Source organism: Micromonospora sp. NPDC051300, from assembly GCF_044455315.1.
In the GTDB taxonomy this organism is placed as follows: Bacteria; Actinomycetota; Actinomycetes; order Mycobacteriales; family Micromonosporaceae; genus Micromonospora; species Micromonospora robiginosa.
Genome location: NZ_JBITEP010000007.1, coordinates 212,070 through 233,913, shown reverse-complemented (window position 1 = coordinate 233,913; position 21,844 = coordinate 212,070). Strand labels below are relative to the sequence as shown.

12 protein-coding genes are annotated in these 21,844 nt (G+C 75.7%); 9 read left to right on the top strand and 3 right to left on the bottom strand.

Annotated elements, in window-relative coordinates:
• Positions 1 to 5: 5 nt before the first annotated feature.
• From ACIA5A_RS10980 to ACIA5A_RS10945, 8 genes are read left to right on the top strand one after another with little or no spacing between them, the layout of a single operon-like run.
• Positions 6 to 6,506, top strand: coding sequence for an amino acid adenylation domain-containing protein (locus ACIA5A_RS10980; protein WP_396759410.1), 6,501 nt, complete (start codon positions 6 to 8; stop codon positions 6,504 to 6,506).
• On the top strand, positions 6,503 to 11,530 hold the full coding sequence (locus tag ACIA5A_RS10975; protein WP_396759407.1) for an amino acid adenylation domain-containing protein: 5,028 nt from the start codon (positions 6,503 to 6,505) through the stop codon (positions 11,528 to 11,530). Before ACIA5A_RS10980 ends, ACIA5A_RS10975 begins: the two co-directional genes overlap by 4 nt.
• Position 11,531: 1 nt before the next feature.
• Entirely contained in the window at positions 11,532 to 12,635 is a 1,104-nt protein-coding gene (locus tag ACIA5A_RS10970) for a saccharopine dehydrogenase NADP-binding domain-containing protein (protein ID WP_396759404.1), read from the top strand.
• Positions 12,632 to 13,795, top strand: coding sequence for a Gfo/Idh/MocA family oxidoreductase (locus ACIA5A_RS10965; protein ID WP_396759401.1), 1,164 nt, complete (start codon positions 12,632 to 12,634; stop codon positions 13,793 to 13,795). The genes ACIA5A_RS10970 and ACIA5A_RS10965 overlap by 4 nt, the downstream gene beginning before the upstream one ends.
• Positions 13,792 to 14,565, top strand: coding sequence for a thioesterase II family protein (locus ACIA5A_RS10960; protein WP_396759398.1), 774 nt, complete (start codon positions 13,792 to 13,794; stop codon positions 14,563 to 14,565). Before ACIA5A_RS10965 ends, ACIA5A_RS10960 begins: the two co-directional genes overlap by 4 nt.
• Complete coding sequence (locus tag ACIA5A_RS10955; protein ID WP_396759396.1) at positions 14,562 to 15,383, top strand: FAD binding domain-containing protein; 822 nt, start codon at positions 14,562 to 14,564, stop codon at positions 15,381 to 15,383. Before ACIA5A_RS10960 ends, ACIA5A_RS10955 begins: the two co-directional genes overlap by 4 nt.
• The gene (locus ACIA5A_RS10950) at positions 15,380 to 15,883 is read left to right on the top strand and encodes a (2Fe-2S)-binding protein (RefSeq protein WP_396759393.1); all 504 of its coding nucleotides are present in this window, start codon (positions 15,380 to 15,382) and stop codon (positions 15,881 to 15,883) included. The genes ACIA5A_RS10955 and ACIA5A_RS10950 overlap by 4 nt, the downstream gene beginning before the upstream one ends.
• 28 nt (positions 15,884 to 15,911) lie before the next feature.
• The gene (locus ACIA5A_RS10945; protein WP_396759390.1) at positions 15,912 to 17,600 is read left to right on the top strand and encodes a carbamoyltransferase; all 1,689 of its coding nucleotides are present in this window, start codon (positions 15,912 to 15,914) and stop codon (positions 17,598 to 17,600) included.
• 34 nt (positions 17,601 to 17,634) lie between these two features.
• On the opposite strand, the gene ACIA5A_RS10940 is transcribed toward ACIA5A_RS10945, so the two are convergent.
• Positions 17,635 to 18,111 (bottom strand): VOC family protein, encoded by a 477-nt coding sequence (locus ACIA5A_RS10940; RefSeq protein ID WP_396759388.1) that lies wholly within the window; start codon positions 18,109 to 18,111, stop codon positions 17,635 to 17,637.
• 10 nt (positions 18,112 to 18,121) lie between these two features.
• The gene (locus ACIA5A_RS10935; protein ID WP_396759385.1) at positions 18,122 to 19,192 is read right to left on the bottom strand and encodes a methyltransferase; all 1,071 of its coding nucleotides are present in this window, start codon (positions 19,190 to 19,192) and stop codon (positions 18,122 to 18,124) included.
• Between the two features lie 59 nt (positions 19,193 to 19,251).
• Here ACIA5A_RS10935 and ACIA5A_RS10930 point away from each other — a divergent pair, with 59 nt between their 5' ends.
• Positions 19,252 to 20,625 carry an LLM class flavin-dependent oxidoreductase gene (locus ACIA5A_RS10930; protein WP_396759382.1) on the top strand — a complete coding sequence of 458 codons (1,374 nt, stop codon included), beginning with the start codon at positions 19,252 to 19,254 and terminating at the stop codon, positions 20,623 to 20,625.
• A 5-nt stretch (positions 20,626 to 20,630) separates the two neighbouring features.
• Here the strand turns inward: ACIA5A_RS10930 and ACIA5A_RS10925 are convergent, their stop codons facing one another.
• The gene (locus tag ACIA5A_RS10925) at positions 20,631 to 21,782 is read right to left on the bottom strand and encodes an acyl-CoA dehydrogenase family protein (RefSeq protein WP_396759379.1); all 1,152 of its coding nucleotides are present in this window, start codon (positions 21,780 to 21,782) and stop codon (positions 20,631 to 20,633) included.
• Positions 21,783 to 21,844 lie beyond the last annotated feature (62 nt).

Here is a 21,844-nt window from a genome sequence, read left to right as displayed (position 1 = left end):
TGGACATGCCAGTGCTGACCACGCTGACCCTGGACGGCATGTGCGGCGACGTCGCCGGGCTGCTCGACGAGCCGGTGTTGCCCGACGACGACCTGCTGGAGCGCGGTCTCGACTCGATCGGCCTGATGCGGCTGGCGGCGCAGTGGTCGGCCGCCGGCGCGGATCTCACGTTCGGCCAGCTCATCGAGCACCGCACGGTCCGGCAGTGGCACGCCCTGGCGTACGCGGCCGGCGCCGACGCGCCCTCCGTGCCGGCCGACGACGAGGCGGTCGATCCGGACGCGCCGTTCGCGCTGGCGACCATGCAGCACGCCTACTGGGTCGGGCGGGCCGGGGACCAAGCGCTCGGCGGCGTCGGCGCGCACTTCTACAACGAGTTCGACGGCCGGCACGTGGATCCGACCCGGCTGGAGCGGGCCGTGCGGGCGCTGGTGCGGCGGCACGACATGCTGCGGGCGACGTTCCTCGACGACGGCCGCCAGCAGATCACCCCGGACGGCGGGTGGCCCGGCCTGACCGTGCACGACCTGCGCGACCGCAGCCCGGCCGACCGGGAGCGGCGGCTTGGCGAGCTGCGCGACACGCTGTCGCACCGCAGCCTGCGGGTGGACCGGGGCGAGGTGTTCGACATCCAGCTCTCCCTGCTGCCCGAGGGCGCCACCCGGATCCACGTCGAGATCGAGATGCTCGTCGCGGACGCGCACAGTTTCCGGGTGCTCCTGGCCGACCTGGCCGCCCTCTACGACCGGCCGGACGCGCCGCTGCCGGCGATCGGCTACAGCTATCCGCGGTACCTGGCCGTGCACGCCCGCCGCCGGGAGGCCGCGCGGCAGGCCGCGTCCGCCTACTGGCGGGAGCGGCTGCCGGAGCTACCCGGCGGCCCCGAGCTGCCGGTCGCGGTCGCGCCGGAGCGGGTGAGCGGGCACCGGGTGACCCGCCACCACCACTGGCTGCCCGGCGCCGACCGGGACCGCCTCGCCAGCCGCGCCCGCGAGCACGGCGTGACCCTGCCGATGGTGTTCCTGACCGCGTTCGCCGAGGTGCTGGCCGCCTGGAGCAGCCGGCACCGCTTCCTGCTCAACCTGCCGCTGTACGACCGCACGCCGTACCACCCGGACGTGCCGCTGCTCAGCGGCGACTTCACCAACCTGCTGCTGCTGGAGGTCGACGCGACCGACGAGGTGTCGTTCGTCGACCGGGCCCGCCGGCTGCACGAGCAGTTCACCCGCGACGTCGCGCACAGCGCGTACTCCGGGGTGGACGTGCTGCGCGACCTGGCCCGCCACCGGGCGGAGCGGGCGGTGCTCGCGCCGGTGGTCTTCACCAGCGCGCTGAGCCTCGGCGAACTCTTCGGCGCGGACGTGCGTACGTGCTTCGGCGACCCGGTGTGGACCAGCTCGCAGACCCCGCAGGTGTGGCTGGACAACCAGGTCACCGAGCGGGAGGGCGGGCTGTACCTGAACTGGGACGTGGTCGCGGAGCTGTTCCCGGCCGGGGTGTCGGAGGCGATGTTCGCCGCGTACGTGTCGGTGGTGCGCGGGTTGGTGGACGGTGACTGGTCGCGGCCGGCGCCGGTCGGGTTGCCGGCGGGGCAGCGGGCGGTGCGGGAGCGGGTGAACGACACCGCGACGGCGTTGCCGGCCGGGCTGTTGCACGAGGGGTTCTTCGGGTGGGCGGCGCGGGAGCCGGGTCGTCCGGCGGTCCTGGGTGACGGGCTGTCGGTGTCCTACGGGGAGCTGGCCGAGCGGTCGTTGCGGTTGGCGGGTGCGCTGGTGCGTGCCGGTGTGGGTGTGGGTGACGCGGTGGGGGTGTGCCTGCCCAAGGGTGTGGAGCAGGTCGTCGCGGTCCTCGCGGTGCTGGCCGCCGGGGGCGTGTACGTGCCGGTCGGCGTGGACCAGCCGCCCGCGCGGCGGGAGCGGATCCTGGGCCGGGCCGGGGCCAAGGTGCTGATCCGCTGCGACGACGTCGGGCCGGCGGCCGACGATGCGGGGTCCGCTGTGCTCGGACCGGCGGTCGAGGGCGTGGGGCCGGAGGGTGACGGTGGGCCGGCGCTGGGTCGGCCGGTGGACGTCGACCCGGCGGCCCTGGCTTATGTGATCTTCACGTCTGGGTCGACGGGGGAGCCGAAGGGCGTGGAGGTGTCGCACGCGGCGGCGATGAACACCATCGAGGCGATCCGCCGCCGCTACGACATCGGCGCCGAGGATCGGGTGCTGGCGGTGTCCGCGTTGGACTTCGACCTGTCCGTCTTCGACGTCTTCGGCCTGCTCGGCGCCGGCGGCGCGCTTGTCGTGTTGACCGAGGACCAGCGCCGCGACGCCCGCGCCTGGCTACGCCTCGCCACCGACCACCACGTCACCGTCTGGCAGTCGGTGCCGGCGCTGCTGGACATGCTGCTCACCGCTGCCGAGACGGACGGGGCGACCACCGACCTGCGGCTCGCGCTGCTCGGCGGCGACTGGGTGGGCCTCGACCTGCGGGACCGGCTGGTGGCGCTGCGGCCGCAGGCCCGGCTGGTCGCCCTCGGCGGCACCACGGAGACGGCGATCCACTCCACCGTCTTCGAGGTGGGCGAGGTGCCGGCGCACTGGCGGTCCATCCCGTACGGCCGGCCGCTGCCCAACCAGCGGTGCCGGGTGGTGGACGGGCGGGGGCGGGACTGCCCGGACTGGGTGCCCGGCGAGCTGTGGGTCGGCGGGGCCGGCGTGGCCGAGGGCTACCGGGGCGACCCGGAACGCACCGCCGAGCGGTTCGTCACGCATGAGGGCGTCCGCTGGTACCGCACCGGCGACCTCGGACGGTACTGGCCCGACGGCACCCTGGAATTCCTCGGCCGCACCGACCACCAGGTCAAGATCCGCGGCCACCGCATCGAACTCGGCGAGATCGAGGCCGCCCTGCACCAGCATCCCGCGGTGCGCGACGCGGTCACCGTCGCGGTCTGCACCGCCACCCGCCGGCTCGCCGCCGCCGTCACCGTCCAACCCGGACACCACGGCGACGACCTGCGCGCGTTCCTCGCCGAGCGGCTGCCTGCGTACATGGTTCCCGAGCACGTGGCGGTCCTCGACGAGCTGCCGCTCAGCGGCAACGGCAAGGTCGACAGGCGGGCGCTGGGCGAGCGCCTGGCCGAGGGCGCCGACCGGCCCGCCGAGAGCCTGCCGCCGTTCGGCCCGGTGGAGGCCGCACTGGCCGCGGTCTGGGCCGAGTTGCTCGACGTGCCGGCCGTCGGGCGCACGGACAGCTTCTTCGCCCTCGGCGGGGACAGCCTGCTCGCCACCCGACTGCTCGGCCGGATGCGGGCGGCCGGGCTGGCCGGCGGGCAACTACGGCAGCTCTTCGCCACACCGACGCTGCGCGCGTTCGCCGCCGGCCTGCGGCTGGAGCGGGACGCCGGCCCGGCCGCGAGGCTCGCCGCGGACCTCGCGCACCGGCACGACCCGTTCCCCCTCACCGACGTGCAGCGCGCCTACTGGATCGGGCGCACCGGCGACTTCGCGCTCGGCGAGGTGGGCTCGCACTGGTACTGGGAGTTCGACGGCACGGACGTGGACCTCGACCGGCTGGCCACCGCGTGGAACCGGCTGGTGCGCCGGCACGAGATGCTGCGCGCGGTCATCGACCCCGACGGGCGGCAACGCATCCTGCCCGAGGTGCCCGAGGTCGCCATTGCGGTCACCGAGGGCGAGGCCGCGCCGGCCGAGCTGCGCGACCGGCTGTCGCACCGGGTCGCCGACCCGACCCGCTGGCCGCTGGTGGCGATCGAGGCCGCCCGGTACGGCGACGACCGGGTCCGCCTGGCGTTCAGCTTCGACTACATCGTCCTCGACGCGCTGAGCATCGTCACCGTCTTCGCCGAGCTGTCCGTGCTCTACACCGACCCGGACGCGCCGCTGCGCCCGATCGGGGTGTCGTTCCGGGACTACGTGCTGCACGCCGGACCCGACGAGGCCACCGTCGCCGAGGACCGGCGCTACTGGTCGGCGCAGGCGGCCGAACTACCGCCCGCGCCGCACCTGCCGCTGGCCGTCGACCCGGACCGGGTCCGCGCGCCCCGCTTCGTCCGGCACGAGGGACGCCTCGACCCCGAGCGGTGGTCCGCCCTGGTGGCCGCCGCCCGCAGCCACGGCGTGAGCCCGGCCGCGGTGCTCGCCACCGCGTACGCCGAGGTGCTCTCCGCCTGGAGCGGACGCGGCGACCTCACGCTCAACCTGACCCTGTTCGACCGCCGCGAGGTCCACCCGGACATCGACCACGTGTTGGGCGACTTCACCTCGCTGCTGCTCGTGCCGCACCGGCCGGCCGCCGGCGACGACTTCCTGAGCCTGGTGCGCCGCCTGCAGGAGCGGATGTGGGACGGCATGGAGCACCACGGCGTCTCCGCGATCTGGGTGCTGCGGGAGATCGCCCGCCGCACCGGGGCGGCGGCGGCCACCATGCCTGTGGTCTTCACCAGCGCGCTCGGCATCAGCGACGAGCTGGTCAGCATGGACCTGCCGTTCGGCGAGCAGATCTGGGGCGCCTCGCAGACCCCGCAGGTGTGGCTGGACAACCAGGTCATGGAGCGCGACGGCGGCCTGCTGGTGAACTGGGACCTGGTGGCGGAGCTGTTTCCGCCCGGGGTGTCGGAGGCGATGTTCGCCGCCTACCTGGACGTGCTGCGCGCGCTGGCGGCGGGCGACTGGTCGCGGCCGGCGCCGGTCGGGTTGCCGGCGGGGCAGCGGGCGGTGCGGGAGCGGGTGAACGACACCGCGAGGGCGTTGCCGGCCGGGCTGTTGCACGAGGGGTTCTTCGGCTGGGCGGCGCGGGAGCCGGGTCGTCCGGCGGTCCTGGGTGACGGGCTGTCGGTGTCGTACGGGGAGCTGGCCGAGCGGTCGTTGCGGCTGGCGGGTGCGTTGGTGCGTGCCGGTGTGGGCGACGGCGACGCGGTGGGGGTGTGCCTGCCCAAGGGTGTGGAGCAGGTCGTCGCGGTCCTCGCGGTGCTGGCCGCCGGGGGCGTGTACGTGCCGGTCGGCGTGGACCAGCCGCCCGCGCGGCGGGAGCGGATCCTGGGCCGGGCCGGGGCCAAGGTGCTGATCCGCGCCGACCGTTCCGGCCTGGACGGCGAGACCGGGGGCATCGGGCCGGACGGGGACGGTGGGCCGGCGCTGGGTCGGCCGGTGGACGTCGACCCGGCCGCCCTGGCCTACGTGATCTTCACGTCCGGGTCGACGGGGGAGCCCAAGGGCGTCGAGGTGTCGCACGCGGCGGCGATGAACACCATCGAGGCGATCCGCCGCCGCTACGACATCGGCGCCGAGGATCGGGTGCTGGCGGTGTCCGCGTTGGACTTCGACCTGTCCGTCTTCGACGTCTTCGGCCTGCTCGGCGCCGGCGGCGCCCTGGTCGTGCTGACCGAGGACCAGCGCCGCGACGCCCGCGCCTGGCTACGCCTCGCCACCGACCACCACGTCACCGTCTGGAACACCGTGCCGGCCCTGCTCGACATGCTGCTCACCGCCGCCGGCGACGAACCACCGGGGGCGCTGCGACTCGCGCTGGTCTCCGGTGACTGGGTGGGCCTCGACCTGCGGGACCGGTTGGTGGCCGCCCGTCCCGACGCGCGGCTCGTCGCGCTCGGCGGCGCCACCGAGGCGGCGATCTGGTCCAACGCGTTCGAGGTCGGCGAGGTGCCGGCGCACTGGCGGTCCATCCCGTACGGCCGTCCGCTGCCCAACCAGCGGTATCGGGTGGTGGACGGGCGCGGGCGGGACTGCCCCGACTGGGTGCCCGGCGAGCTGTGGATCGGCGGCGCGGGCGTGGCCGAGGGCTACCGGGGCGACCCGGAACGCACCGCCGAGCGGTTCGTCACGCATGAGGGCGTCCGCTGGTACCGCACCGGCGACCTCGGACGGTACTGGCCCGACGGCACCCTGGAATTCCTCGGCCGCACCGACCACCAGGTCAAGATCCGCGGCCACCGCATCGAACTCGGCGAGATCGAGGCCGCCCTGCTGCACCACCCCGCCGTGCGGGACGCGGTCACCGTCGCGGTCGGCGGCGCCACCCGCCGGCTCGCCGCCGCCGTCACCGTCCACCGGCCCGTCGACGCCGACGACCTGCGTGCCTCCCTCACCGACCGGCTGCCCGCCTACATGATCCCCGAGCACGTGGCGGTCCTCGACGAGCTGCCGCTCAGCGGCAACGGCAAGGTCGACCGGAACGCGGTGACCCGGCTGCTCGCCACCGGCGACGGCGCGCCGCCCGACGAGCCGCCCCGGCCCGGGCTGGAGACCGAGATCGCCGCGCTCTGGGCCGAGCTGCTGGCCTGCCCGACACCCGGCCGCACCCGCAACTTCTTCGCCCTCGGCGGCGACAGCCTGCTCGCCACCCGCCTGCTGGCCGTGCTGCGCGAACGCTACGGCGTCGACCTGCCGATGCGGGGACTGTTCGACCGACCCACCATCGCGGACCTGGCCACCGCCGTGCAGGACGCCGCCGGCGCGTACGAGGAAGGGGCGATATGAACGGGCAGGACCTGGTCGCCGAACTGGCGCAACTCGGTGTCCGACTCTGGGAGGAGGACGGCCAGCTCCGCTTCCGCGCCCCGACCGGCGTCCTCACCGAGCAGCGGCGGGCCGCGCTGCGCCAGCACCGCGACGAGGTGCTGGCCGCGGTGCGCGACGCCGCCGTCCCCGCCGCCGTGCCGCACCCCGAGCAGCGGTACGAGCCGTTCCCGCTCACCGACGTGCAGAGCGCCTATCTGCTCGGGCGCGGCGACACGTTCGCCTACGGCGGGGTCGGCTGCCACGGCTACGGCGAGCTGGGCTTCACCGACCTCGACGTGGACCGGCTCGACCACGCGTGGCGGGAGGTGGTCGCCCGGCACGACATGCTCCGGGCCGTGGTCGACCGCGACGGCTCCCAGCAGGTCCGCGCCGACGTGCCGCCGTACCGGATCGAGGTGCGCGACGCGGACGCGGACGGCTTCGCCGACGCGGTCGCCGCCACCCGCGCCGAGCTGGACCACCGCCGCTACGACCCGCGGCAGTGGCCGCTGTTCACGCTGCGGGTGACCCGCGGCCCGCGGCGCAGCGTGCTGCACTTCTCGATCGACTTCCTGGTCTGCGACTTCGTCAGCATCAACGTGCTCCTGGACGAGTTGGGCCGTCGCTACGCCGGTGAGCCGCCCGGCGAGGAACTGGAGCTGACGTTCCGCGACCACCTGCTCGCCACCGCGCCGCTGCGCGACGGGCCGCGCCGCGACGCCGACCGGGACTGGTGGCTGGCCCGACTGGACGACCTGCCGCCCGCGCCGGAGCTGCCGCTGCGCCCGGACGCGCTCGCCGCCCCGCCCCGGTTCCGCCGCCTCGACCTGCGTCTCGACGCGGCCGAGTGGGCCGGGCTGCGCCGGCGCGCCGGCCGCCACGGCGTCACCCCGTCCGGCGCGGTTCTCGCCGCGTACGCGGAGGTGATCGCCGCGTGGAGCACCCACCCGCGCTTCTGCGTCGACGTGACCCTGCTCGACCGGGTGCCGACGCACCCGCAGGTGGACCGGATCGTCGGCGACTTCACCTCGGTCAGCCTGCTCGCCGTCGAGCAGGACCCGGACGCACCGGTGCAGGAACGCGCCAAGCGCCTGCAGGCGCAGCTCTGGTCCGACCTGGACCACCGCCGGTTCTCCGGCGTCGACGTGCTGCGCGAGGTGGCCCGGCGGCGGGGACCCGACGCGGCGCTGATGCCCGTGGTGTTCACCAGCGCGATCGGGCTCGGCGGCGACACCGGCGTGGAGGGCTTCGGCGAGCTGGGCTACGGCATCAGCCAGACGCCGCAGGTGTGGATCGACTGCCAGAACATCGAACGTTCCGGCGGGCTCGCCACCAACTGGGACGTGCGCGAGGGCGTCTTCCCCGACGGCGTGGTCGACGAGATGTTCGCCGCGTACACGGCGCTGCTGCGCCGGCTGGCCGGCACCGACGAGGCCTGGGACGACCTCGCCCCGGTCGCCCTGCCGGCGGCCAGCGCCCGCCGGCGGGCCGAGGTCAACGACACCGCCGCGCCGCTGCCCGACGGGCTGCTGCACGAGGGCGTGCTCGCGCAGGCGTTGCGCACCCCGGACCGGGTCGCCGTGGTGGCGCCGGACGCCGTCCTCACCTACCGGCAGCTCACCGGGCGGGCGGGCGCGGTGGCCGCCCGGCTCGCCGAGGCCGGCTGCCGCCCCGGCGACCTGGTCGCGGTGGTCGCCGACAAGGGCTGGCGGCAGGTCGTCGCGGTGTTCGGCGCGCTGCTCGCCGGCGCCGCGTACGTGCCCGTCGACACCAACCAGCCGCCGGCCCGGCGGGACCTGATCCTCACCGGGGCGGGCGTGCGGCACGTGCTCACCGAGGCGAGCCGCGTGGACGGCGACTGGCCGGCGCCGGTCGAGGTGATCGCCGTGGACGACTGCGACGGACCCGCGCCGGCCGCACTGCCGGCGCGCCTGGCCGGCCCCGACGACCTCGCGTACGTCATCCACACGTCCGGGTCCACCGGCACCCCGAAGGGCGTGATGGTCACGCACCGGGCGGCGCTGAACACGGTGGCCGACATCAACACCCGCTTCGACGTGACCGCCGACGACCGGATCCTCGGCCTGGCCGGCCTCGGGTTCGACCTGTCCGTCTACGACCTGTTCGGCCCGCCCGCCGTGGGCGCCGCCCTGGTGCTGCCCGCGCCCGAGCGGCGCGGCGACCCGACCCACTGGGCGGACCTGGTCACCGGCCACGAGGTGACGCTCTGGAACTCGGTGCCGGCGCAGATGCAGATGCTCGCCGACTATCTCTCCGCCGCGCCGACGGTGCGCACGCCGTCGCTGCGGCTGGCGCTGCTCAGCGGCGACTGGATCCCGGTCACCCTGCCGGACGAGATCCGCGCCCTGGTGCCCGGCCTGGCCGTGGTCAGCCTGGGCGGCGCGACCGAGGCGGCGATCTGGTCGATCATCCACCCGGTCGGCGCGGTCGAGGAGTCCTGGCGCAGCATCCCGTACGGCGTGCCGCTGGCCAACCAGAACTGGCACGTGCGCGACGCGGGCCTGCGGGACCGCCCGGACTGGGTGACCGGCGAGCTGTACATCGGCGGCGCCGGGCTGGCGTCGGGCTACCTCGGCGACCCGGAGCGCACCGCCGAACGGTTCGTCACCGACCCGGCCACCGGACAGCGGCTGTACCGCACCGGCGACCTGGGCCGCTACCGGCCCGACGGGGTGATCGAGTTCCTCGGCCGGGAGGACCACCAGGTCAAGGTGCGCGGGCACCGCATCGAACTGGCCGAGGTGGAGGCCGCGCTGCTCGCCCACCCGGCGGTCGGCGCGGCGGTCGCCGTGGTGGACGGGGACCGCCCGTTGGAGCGCAGGCTGGCGGCCGTGGTCCAGCCCGCCGCGGTCGAGCCCGGTCCGGCCACCACAGTCCACCCGGCCGGTCCCACCGCCGCCGGCGCCGCCGTGGTCGCCGGCACCGACCTGGACGGGTACGCGGGCTACCTGCACGACCTGGACCGCCTCGGCCTGGCCGCCATGCTGGACACGCTGCGCGCGGCCGGCCTGTTCCTGGACGACCGCCCGCACCCGCTGACCGAGGTGTACACGGCGACAGGCGTCGCGCCCCGGCACCGCCGGCTGTTGCGGCGCTGGCTGCGGGCGCTCACCGACGCCGGCGTGCTGCGGCGCGACGACGACGCGTACCGGCTGGTGGAGACGCTGTCCCCGGCGGCGCGGGCGTGGGACGCGGCGGCCCGGCGGGCGGCGGAGGTGGGGGAGGCGCCGGAGCTGGTGCGCTACTTCCAGGGCAGCGCGGCGGCGCTGCCGGCGCTGCTGCGCGACGACGAGGACCCGCTGGCGCTGCTGTTCCCTGCCGGTGAGCTGGCCGTGTCGGACAACCTCTACGCCGGCGCCCTGTTCAACAGGTGGGCCAACGCGGTGGCCGCGTCGGCGGTGCGGGCGCTCGCCGAGCGGCTGCCCGGGCCGGTGCGGATCGTGGAGGTCGGCGCCGGTTCGGGCGGCACCACGGCGGCCGTCCTCGACGCGCTCGACGGGCTGGACGTCGACTACCTCTACACCGACCTGTCCGGGTTCTTCGTCGAGGCCGGCCGGCAGCGTTTCGGCGACCGGCCCGGCCTGCGCTTCGCCACGCTGGACCTGGACGTCGACCCGGCCGGGCAGGGCCTCGCCCCGAACAGCGTCGACCTGGTCATCGCCGGGGACGTGCTGCACGCCACCCGGGACGTGCCGGCCACGCTGGACCGGCTGCGCGGCGTCCTCGCCCCGGGCGGGCACCTGGTGCTGCTGGAGATGACCCGGGAGCACTACCAGATCATGACGTCGCTGGAGCTGCTGGTGCGCCTCGACGACGAGCTGGGGGACTTCGCCGACCTGCGGCGCGGCACCGACCGCACGTTCCTCGACGCGGACGAGTGGCGGGGCCTGCTCGCCGGGGCGGGCGCCACGCCCGTGCTCGACCTGCCCGCGCCCGAGGACCCGATGGCCGGGCTCGGGATGCGGATCGTCGCGGCCCGGGTGAAGGCGGACCGGCGGCGGGTGGTGCCCGACGAGGTGCGGGCGCACCTGGCCGACCGGCTGCCCGACTACATGACCCCGAGCGTGTTGCAGGTGGTCGACGAACTGCCCCGCACCGCCAACGGCAAGCTGGACCGCGCCGAGGTGCGCCGGTTGGTGGCGGCCACCACGGCCGGCCCGGAGACCGGCGGCGCCGCGCCGAGCGCCGGGCTGGAGGAGGAGATCGCCGCCGTCTGGGCGGACGTGCTGCGGGTCGAGCGGGTCGGCCGCGACGCCGACTTCTTCGCCCTCGGTGGGGACTCGCTGCTCGCCGCGAAGCTCGCCGGCCAGCTCGCCGAGCGGGTGCCGGCCGCGTCCGGGGTCTTCTTCGACGAGCTGCTGCGCACCATCCTGGAACACCCCACCGTCGGCGCGCTCGCCGAACGGCTCGCCGCCACGGCCGGACCCGCCGTACCGAACGACGAGCCGGACGCCGGCGCGGTGGAGGTGACCCCGCTCGCCGGCGACGGCCCTCCCCGCTACCTGCTGGTGCACGACGGCACCGGCCGACTCGACGAGTACGCCGCCCTGCCGGCCGGGCTGGCCGTTGGCGGCGCGGTGTGGGGGGTGGCCGACGGCGCGCTGCACCGCTACACCGGCCTGGACCCGGCGCCGCTGGTGCAGCGGCTCGCCGCCGACTACGCCGCCGAGCTGGCCGGGCACCTGTCCGAGGCGCCGCTGACGGTGGTGGGCCGGGGCGAGGCCGGGGTGCTGGCGTTGGAGCTGGCCCGGCAGCTCACCGAGTCCGGGGTGGACGTCACCGGGCTGGCGGTCGCCGACCCGATCCCCGGCGACGCGTACGCCAGCTCGCCGTACGCCGGGGACGTGACGCTGCTCTGCCCGGGCGAGCCGGACCCGGACGGCGTGGCTTGGTGGGGCGAGGTGTGCCTCGGCGAGTTGACAGTGACCCGGGTACCCGACGACCCGGCCGGCTGGGCCGACGCGATCGCCGGGCGGGGCTGACGTGCCCGGCACGATCGCGCTGGTGGGCGCGGGCGGCGGGGTGGGCCGGCACGCGCTGGCGCACCTGCTGGCGTGGACCGTGGACACCGTCCGCGCGGGCGGTCGCGACCCGGCGCGGCTGCCGACCGGCGACGCGCGGGTCGAGGCGTACCCGGTGGACCTGACCGACGCCGACGGCCTGGACGCGTTCTGCGCGGGCTGCCACACGGTGGTCAACTGCGCCGGTCCGGCCGTGACGGTCGGCGACACGGTGGCCCGCGCGGCGGCCCGCGCCGGGGCGGCCTACGTGGACGCCGCCGGCGACGACGCGCTGCACCGGGCCGTCGCCGCGCTGCCCGGCGCCACCGACCGGGTCACGGTGATCTCCGCCGGGATGATGCCGGGCCTGTCCGGGCTGCTCCCCGCCTACCTGGCCACGCACCTGCCGGACGCCCGCCGGATGTCCGGCTGGGTGGGCGGGCGCGACGGGTTCACCCCGGGCGCGGCACGGGACTTCCTCGCCGTCGGCGACGGCGGCTACGGCGAGCCGTCGGCCGCCTGGCGCGACGGGACCCGGCGCGCTCGGGCGCTTGCCGCGCGGGCCGGCGCGGTGGTGCCGTTCTTCGACGAACCGGTGCTGCTGCAGCCGTACCTGAGCACCGAGACCGAACGGCTGGCCGCCCGGCTGGGCCTGGCCGACGTGGACTGGTGGTCGGCGTTCACCGGCGGTCGGGTGCCGGCCGCGCTGGCCGACGGCGCGCGTCGCGCGACAGGCGACCCGGCGGAGCTGGCCGAGGCGGCGGACGCGCTGTGCCGGGCGGCCGAGTTGGACGCGTTCGGCCGGCCCCGCTACCAGGTGCTGCTCGTGGAGCTGTCCGGGCCGACCGGCGGTCGGGTGCTGGTCTGCCGGGGCGTCCGCGCGAACGCGCTGACCGGCGCGGCGGTGGCGCTCGGCGCGGTGGCCGCCGCCGCCGGTGACCTGCCGCCCGGCGTGCACCACCTCGCCGAGGTGGTCGACCCGGTGTGGGCGGTGGACCGGCTGCGGACCAGCCCGGCGGTGACCGCGCTGCGCGTCGAGGACGGCCCGCTGACCCGCTACGAGACGATCGAGGAGGGGGTGGCGTGAGACCGAGGGTGCTCGTCGCCGGTACCAAGTTCGGCCAGGTCTACCTGCAGGCGTTCCGGCAGCCCGACTTCCCGTTCGAGCTGGCCGGGATCCTGGCCGGCGGCAGCGCCCGCTCGGTGGCCTGCGCCCGGCACTACGGGGTCCCGCTGTTCACCGACGTGGCGCAGGTGCCCGGCGACGTGACGCTGGCCTGCGTGGTGATCCGCGGCGGCCTGCTCGGCGGGCCCGGCGGCGAGGTCGCCAGCGCGTTGATGGAACGCGGCCTGCACGTGTTGCAGGAGCATCCGCTGCACCACGACGAGCTTGTCGAGTGCCTGCGCACCGCCGGGCGGGCCGGCGTGGTCTACCACCTCAACTCGTTCTACGTGCACACCGCGCCGGTACGCCGGTTCGTCGCCGCGGCGCGCGCCCTGCTGGCCCGCCGGCCGGCCCGCTACGTCGACGCGGCGTGCGGCTTCCAGGTCGCGTACGCGCTGCTGGACATCCTCGGCCAGGCGCTCGGCGGGGTCCGCCCGTGGGGGCTGGCGGCCCCGGCGGAACTGCCCGAGCAGGTGCGCCGGCTGTCCCCGCTGGACGTGCCGTTCCGCAGCGTCGACGGGGTGCTCGCCGGGGTGCCGCTGACGCTGCGCGTGCAGAACCAGATGGACCCGGCCGACCCGGACAACTACGCGCACCTGCTGCACCGGGTCACCATCGGCACCGAGGCCGGCAACCTGACCCTGCTCGGCACGCACGGTCCGACCGTCTGGAGCCCCCGGCCGGACTTCCCGCAGCAGGTGCAGGACCGGGGGGTGGGCCGCCCGCACTTCGCCGGCTCCGGCGGGGACGAGCCGGACCACCTGGACGTGCCGAGCGCGCAGCCGCTGAACGAGCCGACCGCGCCCAGCTACCGCGAGGTGTTCGAGCGGGTCTGGCCGGCCGGCGTGGGACACGCGCTGGGCGAGCTGCACCGCGCGGCCCGGGCCGGCGAGAAGCCGGTCCGCCACGGCCAGTACCACCTGACCCTGTGCCGGCTGTGGCAGGACGTCACCGCCCGGCTCGGCCCACCCGAGCTGCTGCACTCCACACCACCGCGGATGCTGCTGCCCGCCGACGTGGCCGAGCTGGCCGACGCCGCCGCGCGCGCGGTCGCGCCGGAGCCGATCGGGGCGCCGCGGTGACCGCCGCCCGGACCTGGCTGCGCTGCCCCCGGCCGCTGCGCTGGCCGGCGCTGCGGCTGGTCTGCTTTCCGCACGCCGGCGGCAACGCGGCGTTCTACCGGCCCTGGGCGGCGCACCTGCCCGACGACGTCGAGCTGCACGCCGTGCAGTATCCGGGCCGGATGGACCGCACCGGGGAGCCGTTCGCCGCCGACCTGCCGAGCCTGGCCGCCGGCGTCGCGTCCGCGCTGCGCGCGCTACCCGGCGACATCCCGCTGGTCCTGTTCGGGCACAGCCTCGGCGCGTCGGTGGCGTACGAGACGGCCCGCCGGCTGGACGGGCCGGGCGGCGGGTTGCGGGCGCTCGTGGTCTCCGGCCGGCCGGCGCCGGACCGGCTGCGCGACACCCGCGTGCACCTGGCCGACGACGACACGCTCTGGGCCGAGACCGGCCGCCTCGGCGGGACCGGCCGGGAGACGCTGGAGCACGACGGAGTGAAGGCGGTGGCCCTGCCGGTGCTGCGCGCCGACTACCGGATCGCCGAGACGTGGCGGCCGGAGCCGCCGGTGCCGTTGCGCGCGCCGATGCTGGCCTGCATCGGCGCGGACGATCCCGAGGTGACCGCGGACGAGGCGAACGCGTGGGCCGCCCGGACCCGGGGCCGGTTCACGCTGCACACCTTCCCGGGCGGGCACTTCTATCTGCTCGCCCACCGCCACCGGCTCGTCGAGACGATCCTGCGCGCCACGCACCGCAGCCCGGTGCCCACCTGGTCGGCGGCCGGGCCGTGATCCCGGCGCACCTGCGCTACCACCGCGCCGGCGACCTCACCGAGGCGCTGCGGCTGCGGCGCGAGCACGGTGACCTGCTGCGACCGCTTGCCGGCGGGCAGTCCCTGCTGCCGGCGCTGAAGCTGCGCCGCGACGCCGTCGACACGCTGCTGGACCTGGGCCGGCTCACCGAGCTGTCGTACGTGGCGGCGCGCGGCGACCACCTCGCGATCGGCGCGCTGACCCGCTACCACCTGCTGCTCACCGACCCGCTCGTCGAGCGGCACGTGCCGATCCTGGCGGCGGCCGCCGCGTCGGTCGGCGACCCGCAGGTGCGCCACGCCGGCACGGTCGGCGGCGCGCTGGCCCAGGCCGACCCGGCCGCGGACCTGCCGACCGTCCTGGTCGCGCTCGCCGCGACCGCGGTGCTGACAAGCGTGGACGGCGTCCGGCTGGTGCCCGTCGACGCGCTGGCCGTCGCGCCGGGCGTCACCGTGTGCCGGCCCGACGAGCTGCTCACCGAGGTGCGGGTGCCGCTGCCCGGCCCGCGCCGGTGGAGCTACCGCACGTTCGCCCGACCGGCGCTGGAGTGGTCGCTCGTCGCCGTCGCGGTGGCCGACGACCGGGTGGCGCTCGCCGGGATGGGCGACACGATCCGGCGCGCCAGCGCGGTGGAGGCGGCGCTCGCCGAGGGGGCCGCACCGGCCGACGTGGCCGCGTACGCGGACCAGGGGTGCGCGCCGCCCGACGACGTGCGCGGCTCCGCCGACTACCGCCGGCACCTGAGCCGGGTGCTGGTGGCCCGGGCGCTTGCCGACCGCGACCAGGAGCGACGATGACCATCGACACCCGACCCGGCGCCGCGACCGTCACCGTCGCGGTCACCGTCAACGGCCAGGCCCACCGTCGGGAGGTGCCGGCCCGCACCCTCCTGGTGCACCTGATCCGGGAGGAGCTGGCGCTGACCGCGGCCACCGTCGGCTGCGACACCTCGTCCTGCGGCGCCTGCACCGTGCTGCTCGACGGCCGTTCGGTCAAGTCGTGCACGCTGCTCGCCGCGCAGGCCGACGGCGCCGACATCGGCACCGTGGAGGGGCTCGCCGACGGCGACCGGCTGCACCCGGTGCAGGAGTCGTTCCGGGAGCACCACGCGTCGCAGTGCGGCTTCTGCACCCCCGGCATGGTGCTCGCGGCCGTGAGCCTGCTGGCCGAGCACCCCGGACCGCTCACCGAGCGGGAGGTGCGGCACGGGCTGAAGGGCAACCTGTGCCGCTGCACCGGCTACCACAACATCGTCCGTGCCGTGCTCGCCGTCGACGCGGCCCGCCACGCCGGGTGAACGCCAGAAACCGGAAGGGAGGCCGACGATGTCGGCACGCTACGTACTCGGGGTGAACATCGGCTTCCACGACTCCAGCGCGGCGTTGCTGCGCGACGGCGCGCTGTGTGCGCTCGTCGAGCAGGAGCGGGTCAGCAGGCGCAAGCACGCGGTGGGGCAGCCGCCCGCGGAGGCGGTCGCCGCCTGCCTGGCGATGGCCGGCATCGGGCCGGCGGACGTGGACACGGTGGCGATCGGCTGGGACTTCCGGCAGATCCCGCTGGGCCGCAACCGCCGGTTCACCACCGACGGGCTGCGCGCGATGCTCTTCCCCGACCAGGAGGACCTCATCATGCCGGCGGTGCGCTGGGTGCCGCACCACGTCGCGCACGCGGCCAGCGCCGCGTTCAGCTGCGACGCCGACGAGGCCGCGGTGCTGGTGGTCGACGGGGCCGGCGAGACCCAGTCGACGTCGATCGGCCGCTTCGCCGACGGTGAGGTGGAGATCCTGCGGGAGTGGCCGGTGGAGGAGTCGCTGGGCTTCTACTACAACGCCGCCGCCGAGTGGGCCGGGCTGGGCTACTGGGGCACCGGCAAGCTGATGGGCCTCGCCGCGTACGGGCGGCCGGCGCCGGGCGCGCCGGTGCGGGCCGTGCCGGGCGGGTACGAGCTGGTCCGGGCGCCCGCCGCGCAGGTGCCGGCGCGGCGGATCGCGTCGCTCGGCCCGCTGATGGCGTACTACCCGGCGGTGGCCGAGTCGCTGCGGCCGGGCTTCGGCGCGTTCTTCCCGTACGCGCCGCGCGAGGCCGAGGAGCCGATCGCGTACGCGGACTTCGCCGCCACCGTCCAGCAGGGGCTGGAGGAGGCGGTGCTGTCGCTGGCCACCGAGCTGCGCCGGCGGGTGGACACGCCGGTGCTGGCGCTGGCCGGGGGCGTGGCGATGAACTGCACCATGGTCGGGGTGCTGGTGCGCAGCGGGTTGTTCGACCGGGTCTACGTGCCGCCGGTGCCCACCGACGCCGGGGTGTCGTTGGGCGCCGCGCTGGTCTCCGCGCGCGAGTGCGGGCCGTTCACGCCGACCCGCGTCGACCACGCGTACTGGGGTCGGCCGGTGACCACGGAGGCGGGGGAGGCGGCCGCCGCCCGGGCCGGCCTGGCGCACCGCCGCCTCGGCGACGACGCGCTGGCCCGGTTCGTGGCGGGGGAGATCGCCCGGGGCCGGATCGTCGGGTGGGCCCGGGGTCGCGGGGAGATCGGGCAGCGCGCGTTGGGCGCCCGCAGCCTGCTCGCCGACCCGCGCGACCGGCGCAGCCTGGAACGGCTCAACGTGGTCAAGGGGCGGGAGATGTGGCGGCCGGTGGCGCCGAGCATGCTCGCCGAGCACGCGCACGAGCTGATCGAGGGCCGGCTCGACGACCCGTCCCGGTTCATGCTGGCCGCCGCGTCGGTGCGCCCGGACGCGCGGCGGCGGATCCCGGCGGTGACGCACGTGGACGGCTCGGCGCGCCCGCAGACGGTGCACCGCGACACCAACCCCGGATACTGGGCGCTGATCGAGCAGTTCCGGCAGCTCACCGGCGTGCCAGCGGTGGTCAACACGTCGTTCAACCTGGCCGGCGATCCGATCGTGGACTCGGCGACGGACGCGGTGGACACGTTCACCCGGGCCAAGGAGATCGACCTGCTGGTGCTCGGCGACACGGTGGTGACCCGCGGCGAGGACGAGCTGCCGGCGTGACCGGGTGGGGCGGGCCGGGAGACCCGGCCCGCCCTCAGGCCGCGCCGCGCCGCCGTTCTCGCCACACCTGCCGCAGCCGGTCCACGAAGAAGTCGCGGTTGACCCAGTAGAACTCCAGCCAGATGTGGTCCGGGTCGCGCAGCCAGATCTGCGAGCCCGCCTCGTGCTTCGAGGTGGTGACGCCGGAGTGGGTGACGCCGAGCCCGTCGAGGTGGGTGACCCAGTCGTCCAGGTCGGCCCGTTCCGGCACGTGGTAGGCGAGGTGGTGCAGGCCGGGGCGGCGCTCGTCGAAGCGGTCCGGCACGGTCGGGTCGCCGGGCGGTTCGGCCCGGCCGAGGACCACCGAGGCGAACGAGCCGGGGTGCACCAGGGTGCGGAACCGGAACCCGGACTCGGGCGGGGTGACGTCGTTGACCACCACCATCTCGAAGACCGACCGGTAGAACTCGGTGCTGCGGTCGAGGTCCACCACGGTGAGGTTGATGTGGTTGCGGCCGTCCAGGCGGGGCATCGCGGCCTCCTCAGCGTGCCCGGCCGGCCGACGCGGCGGCGGCCGGGGCGTCGTCGGTGGGCGAATCCGCCGGCACCGCCTCCAGCACGGACATCGACGAGGTCGGGGTGATGCGGGAGAGGCGGAACCCGGCGTCGGCGAGCAGCGCGCGGAACTCGTCCTCGGTGCGGGTGTGCCCGCCGAACAGCGCGAGCGCCTTGACGTCCATCACCTTGCCGGTGTCGTCGTGGTTGCCGTACCTGCTGACCGACTCGACGATGACCACCCGGCTGTCCGGGCGGGCGGCGGCGCGTACCGACCGCAGGATCGCCGCGGCCTGCGCGTCGGGCCAGTCGTGGATGATCGTCTTGAGCAGGTAGACGTCGGCGCCGGCGGGCAGCGGGTCGAAGAAGCTGCCGCCGCGGATCTCGCACCGTTCGGCGACGCCGGCGCGGGCCAGCACGGCCGGCGCCTCGGCCACCACGTGCGGCAGGTCGACCAGGACCGCGTGCAACTCCCGGTGCCGGGCGAGCAGGCCGGCGGTGAAGGTGCCGTGCCCGCTGCCCACGTCCACCAGCGTCGCGGCGTCGCCGAGGTCGAGCACGGGCAGCACGGTGCGCAGCACGAACGGGTTGACACTCTCCGCCGAGCGCTCGAACCGGACGCACTCGTACGGGTGGTCGGCCATGTGGTCGTAGTAGCGGGCGCCGTCGTGGACGTGGCCGAACGCGGTCTCGCCGGTGCGAATGCTGTGGGTCAGCCGCGCCCACGAGTAGATGTCCGCCGGCATCAGCGGGAAACACTCGCGTACCGAGAACGGGTGGTCGCTGCGCAGCGGCTCGGCCAGCGGGGTGAGCCCGAAGACCTCGGGTTCGGTCTCGGTGAAGATGCCGCGCCCGGCCAGGGCGCGCAGGCCCCGGGTCAGCGCGCCGGGGTCCGCGCCGACGCGCGCGGCCAGCTCGGCGACCGGCAGCGGGCCGTCGGTGAGCTGGTCGGCGACGGCGAGGTCGCAGACGACCCGGATGGTGAACGGGACGATGTAGTCGGCCAGCTCGGTGAGCCGGGTGACCGAGGCGAGGTCGATGCGGGGCGTCACGGGCATGACGACACGGTATCCGCTCGGCCGTTGCCATACCAGATACGATGCGAGATGCTTGATACGTGCATCTGAATCTGTTCACCCAGTGCTCGCCGTCCCCGCAGTTCAAGGGCTTCTGGCGGCATCCCGCCGACCGCAGCGCCACCGGCTACCGCGACCTCGGCTACTGGGTGGACCTGGGCCGCAGGCTGGAGGCCGCCTGCCTGGACGCGCTCTTCTTCGCCGACGTGCACGGCGTCTACGACGTCTACCAGGGCAGTTGGCGCGCGGCGGTGCGGCACGCGGTGCAGATCCCCTCGATCGACCCGCTGCTGGTGCTGCCGGCCGTCGCGGCCACCACCTCCCACCTCGGTCTCGCGGTCACCTACTCGACCACCTACCACGCCCCGTACGAGTGCGCGCGGGTGTTCAGCTCGCTGGACCACCTCACCGGCGGCCGGGTCGCCTGGAACATCGTCACCTCGTATCTCCGCTCGGCCTCGGCGAACGGGCTGGGCGAGCACCTGGACCACGACGAGCGCTACGACCGCGCCGACGAGTACGTCGAGGTCGCCCGCCGGTTGTGGGAGGAGAGCTGGGACGACGGCGCGGTGGTGCGCGACGCCGAGGCGAACGTGTTCACCGACCCGGACCGGGTGCGCCAGATCGACCACCGGGGACCGTGGTTCGACGTGCGCGGTCCGCACCAGTGCGAGCCGTCGCCGCAGCGTACGCCGGTGCTCTACCAGGCCGGGGCGTCCGGGCGGGGGCTGACGTTCGCGGCCCGGCACGCCGAGGTGGTGTTCCTGACCATGGCCGAGCCGACCGACGGCGCGCCGCAGGTGGCGAGGCTGCGGTCGCTGGTCGCCGCGCACGGGCGCGACCCGCGCTCGGTCAAGGCGTTGCAGGGCAGCATGGTGATGGTCGCGCCGACCCGCGAGGAGGCCCGCCGCCGCGCCGAGGAGTACGTGGCGCTGTGGAGCGGGGAGGGCCAGTTGGCCAAGTGGTGCGGTTGGATGGACGTCGACCTCGGCGCGTACCCGGACGAGACGCCGGTGGGCGAGATCGCCGGGCAGGGCAGTCACAGCTTCCTGGGCTTCCTGCGCCGGCTCGGACCCGACCGCGCCTGGACCGTCGGCGACGTGCGCTACCTGGTGGCGACCGCGCGCCGGCCGCGCACCAACGCGCCGGTCACCCTCTTCGGCACCGTGGAGCAGGTCGCCGACCGGATGGAGCAGTGGATGGAGGTCGCCGACGTGGACGGCTTCAACCTGATCCCGTGCCCGACCACCCAGGGCATCGCCGACATCTGCGACCTGCTGGTGCCGGAGCTGCAACGGCGCGGGCTGTTCCGCACCGCGTACGACCCGGCGGAGCGGACGCTGCGGGAGCGCTACTTCGGCGCCGGCGCCCCGGTGCCGCCCCGGGTGCCCGCGCCGGCGCCCGCGCCGGTCTGAGGCGCTCAGAACATCGTGGTGTCGACAGGCGCGCCGGCCAGCAGCGCGCCGACCGTGCCGTAGCTGTCCCGGCCGTTGACGAAGTGCTGGGTGGCGGTGTTGATGTCGCGCAGCCGCCGTTGCAGCGGCGAGCCGTCGAACACCGTGGACGCGCCGGCAAGCGCGTACGCCGCCTGCACGGCCTGGTGCGCGACGGCGGTGACCTGCGCGGCGGTGGCCCGCAGGCAGGCGCGCTCCAGCGGGCTGAGCACCTCGCCCCGGCGGGCGGTCTCCCAGGCGGTCTCGGCCTCGGCGTGCAGCAGCGCGCGGGCGGCGCGCAGCGCCACGTGCGCCTCGCCGAGGCGGTCGTGGAAGACCGGGGAGTCGGCCAGCGAGCGGGTGCTGAACGTGCGCCGGCGGCCGGCGGCGGCCTGGTCGGCGGCGTCGCGCACCGCGCCCTGGGCGATGCCGAGGTCGACCGCGGCGATGAGCAGCCCGGCCTGGGCGATCCGGAACACCGTGCGGTGTACCTCGTCGCCGCCGCCGACCAGGCTGAAGCCGCGGTGCTCCGGGCAGGTCCGGGCGGCCGCCCGCACGTCCAGGCTGGCGGTGCCGCGCAGGCCGAGCACCTGCCAGGTGTCGATCAGGTCCAGCTCGGCGGCGGGGAAGAGCACCATCCGGGTCAGCGGGGCGCCGTTGGTCAGCGTGCGCGGGGTGCGCCCGTCGAGCACGATGCAGTTCAGGTAGATCCAGCTCGCCTGCGGCGCGCCGGTGACGAACGGCCACCGGCCGTTGACCTGCCACCCGCCCGCGCCGTCGGGCGCGGCCCGGCCCTTGGGCGCGACCGCGCCGGCGCCGAGCACGTCCGGGCCGGCGGCGTAGATCTCCCGCCGGGCGGCCTCGGGGAAGCAGGCGAACAGCAGGTGCGCCAGCCCGACCTGACCGACCAGCCAGCCGGTGGACGAGTCGGCGACGGAGAGCTGCTCGACCACCCGTAGCGCCTCGACCAGCGGCAGGTCGGCGCCGCCGTGCGCGGCGGGCACCAGCATGCGCAGGCAGCCGGCCGCGGCGAGGCCGGCGATGACGTCGTCCGGGATGCGGCCGGTGCGGTCGATCTCCGGCGCCCGTTCCGCCAGGTCGGGGAGCAGGCTGTCGACCCGGGGCAGCGTACTGGTCACGAACCCACTCTATCCGCTCACTCGTATCTTGGTTAGCCTTGTATCTGCTATCAATCTCGGAT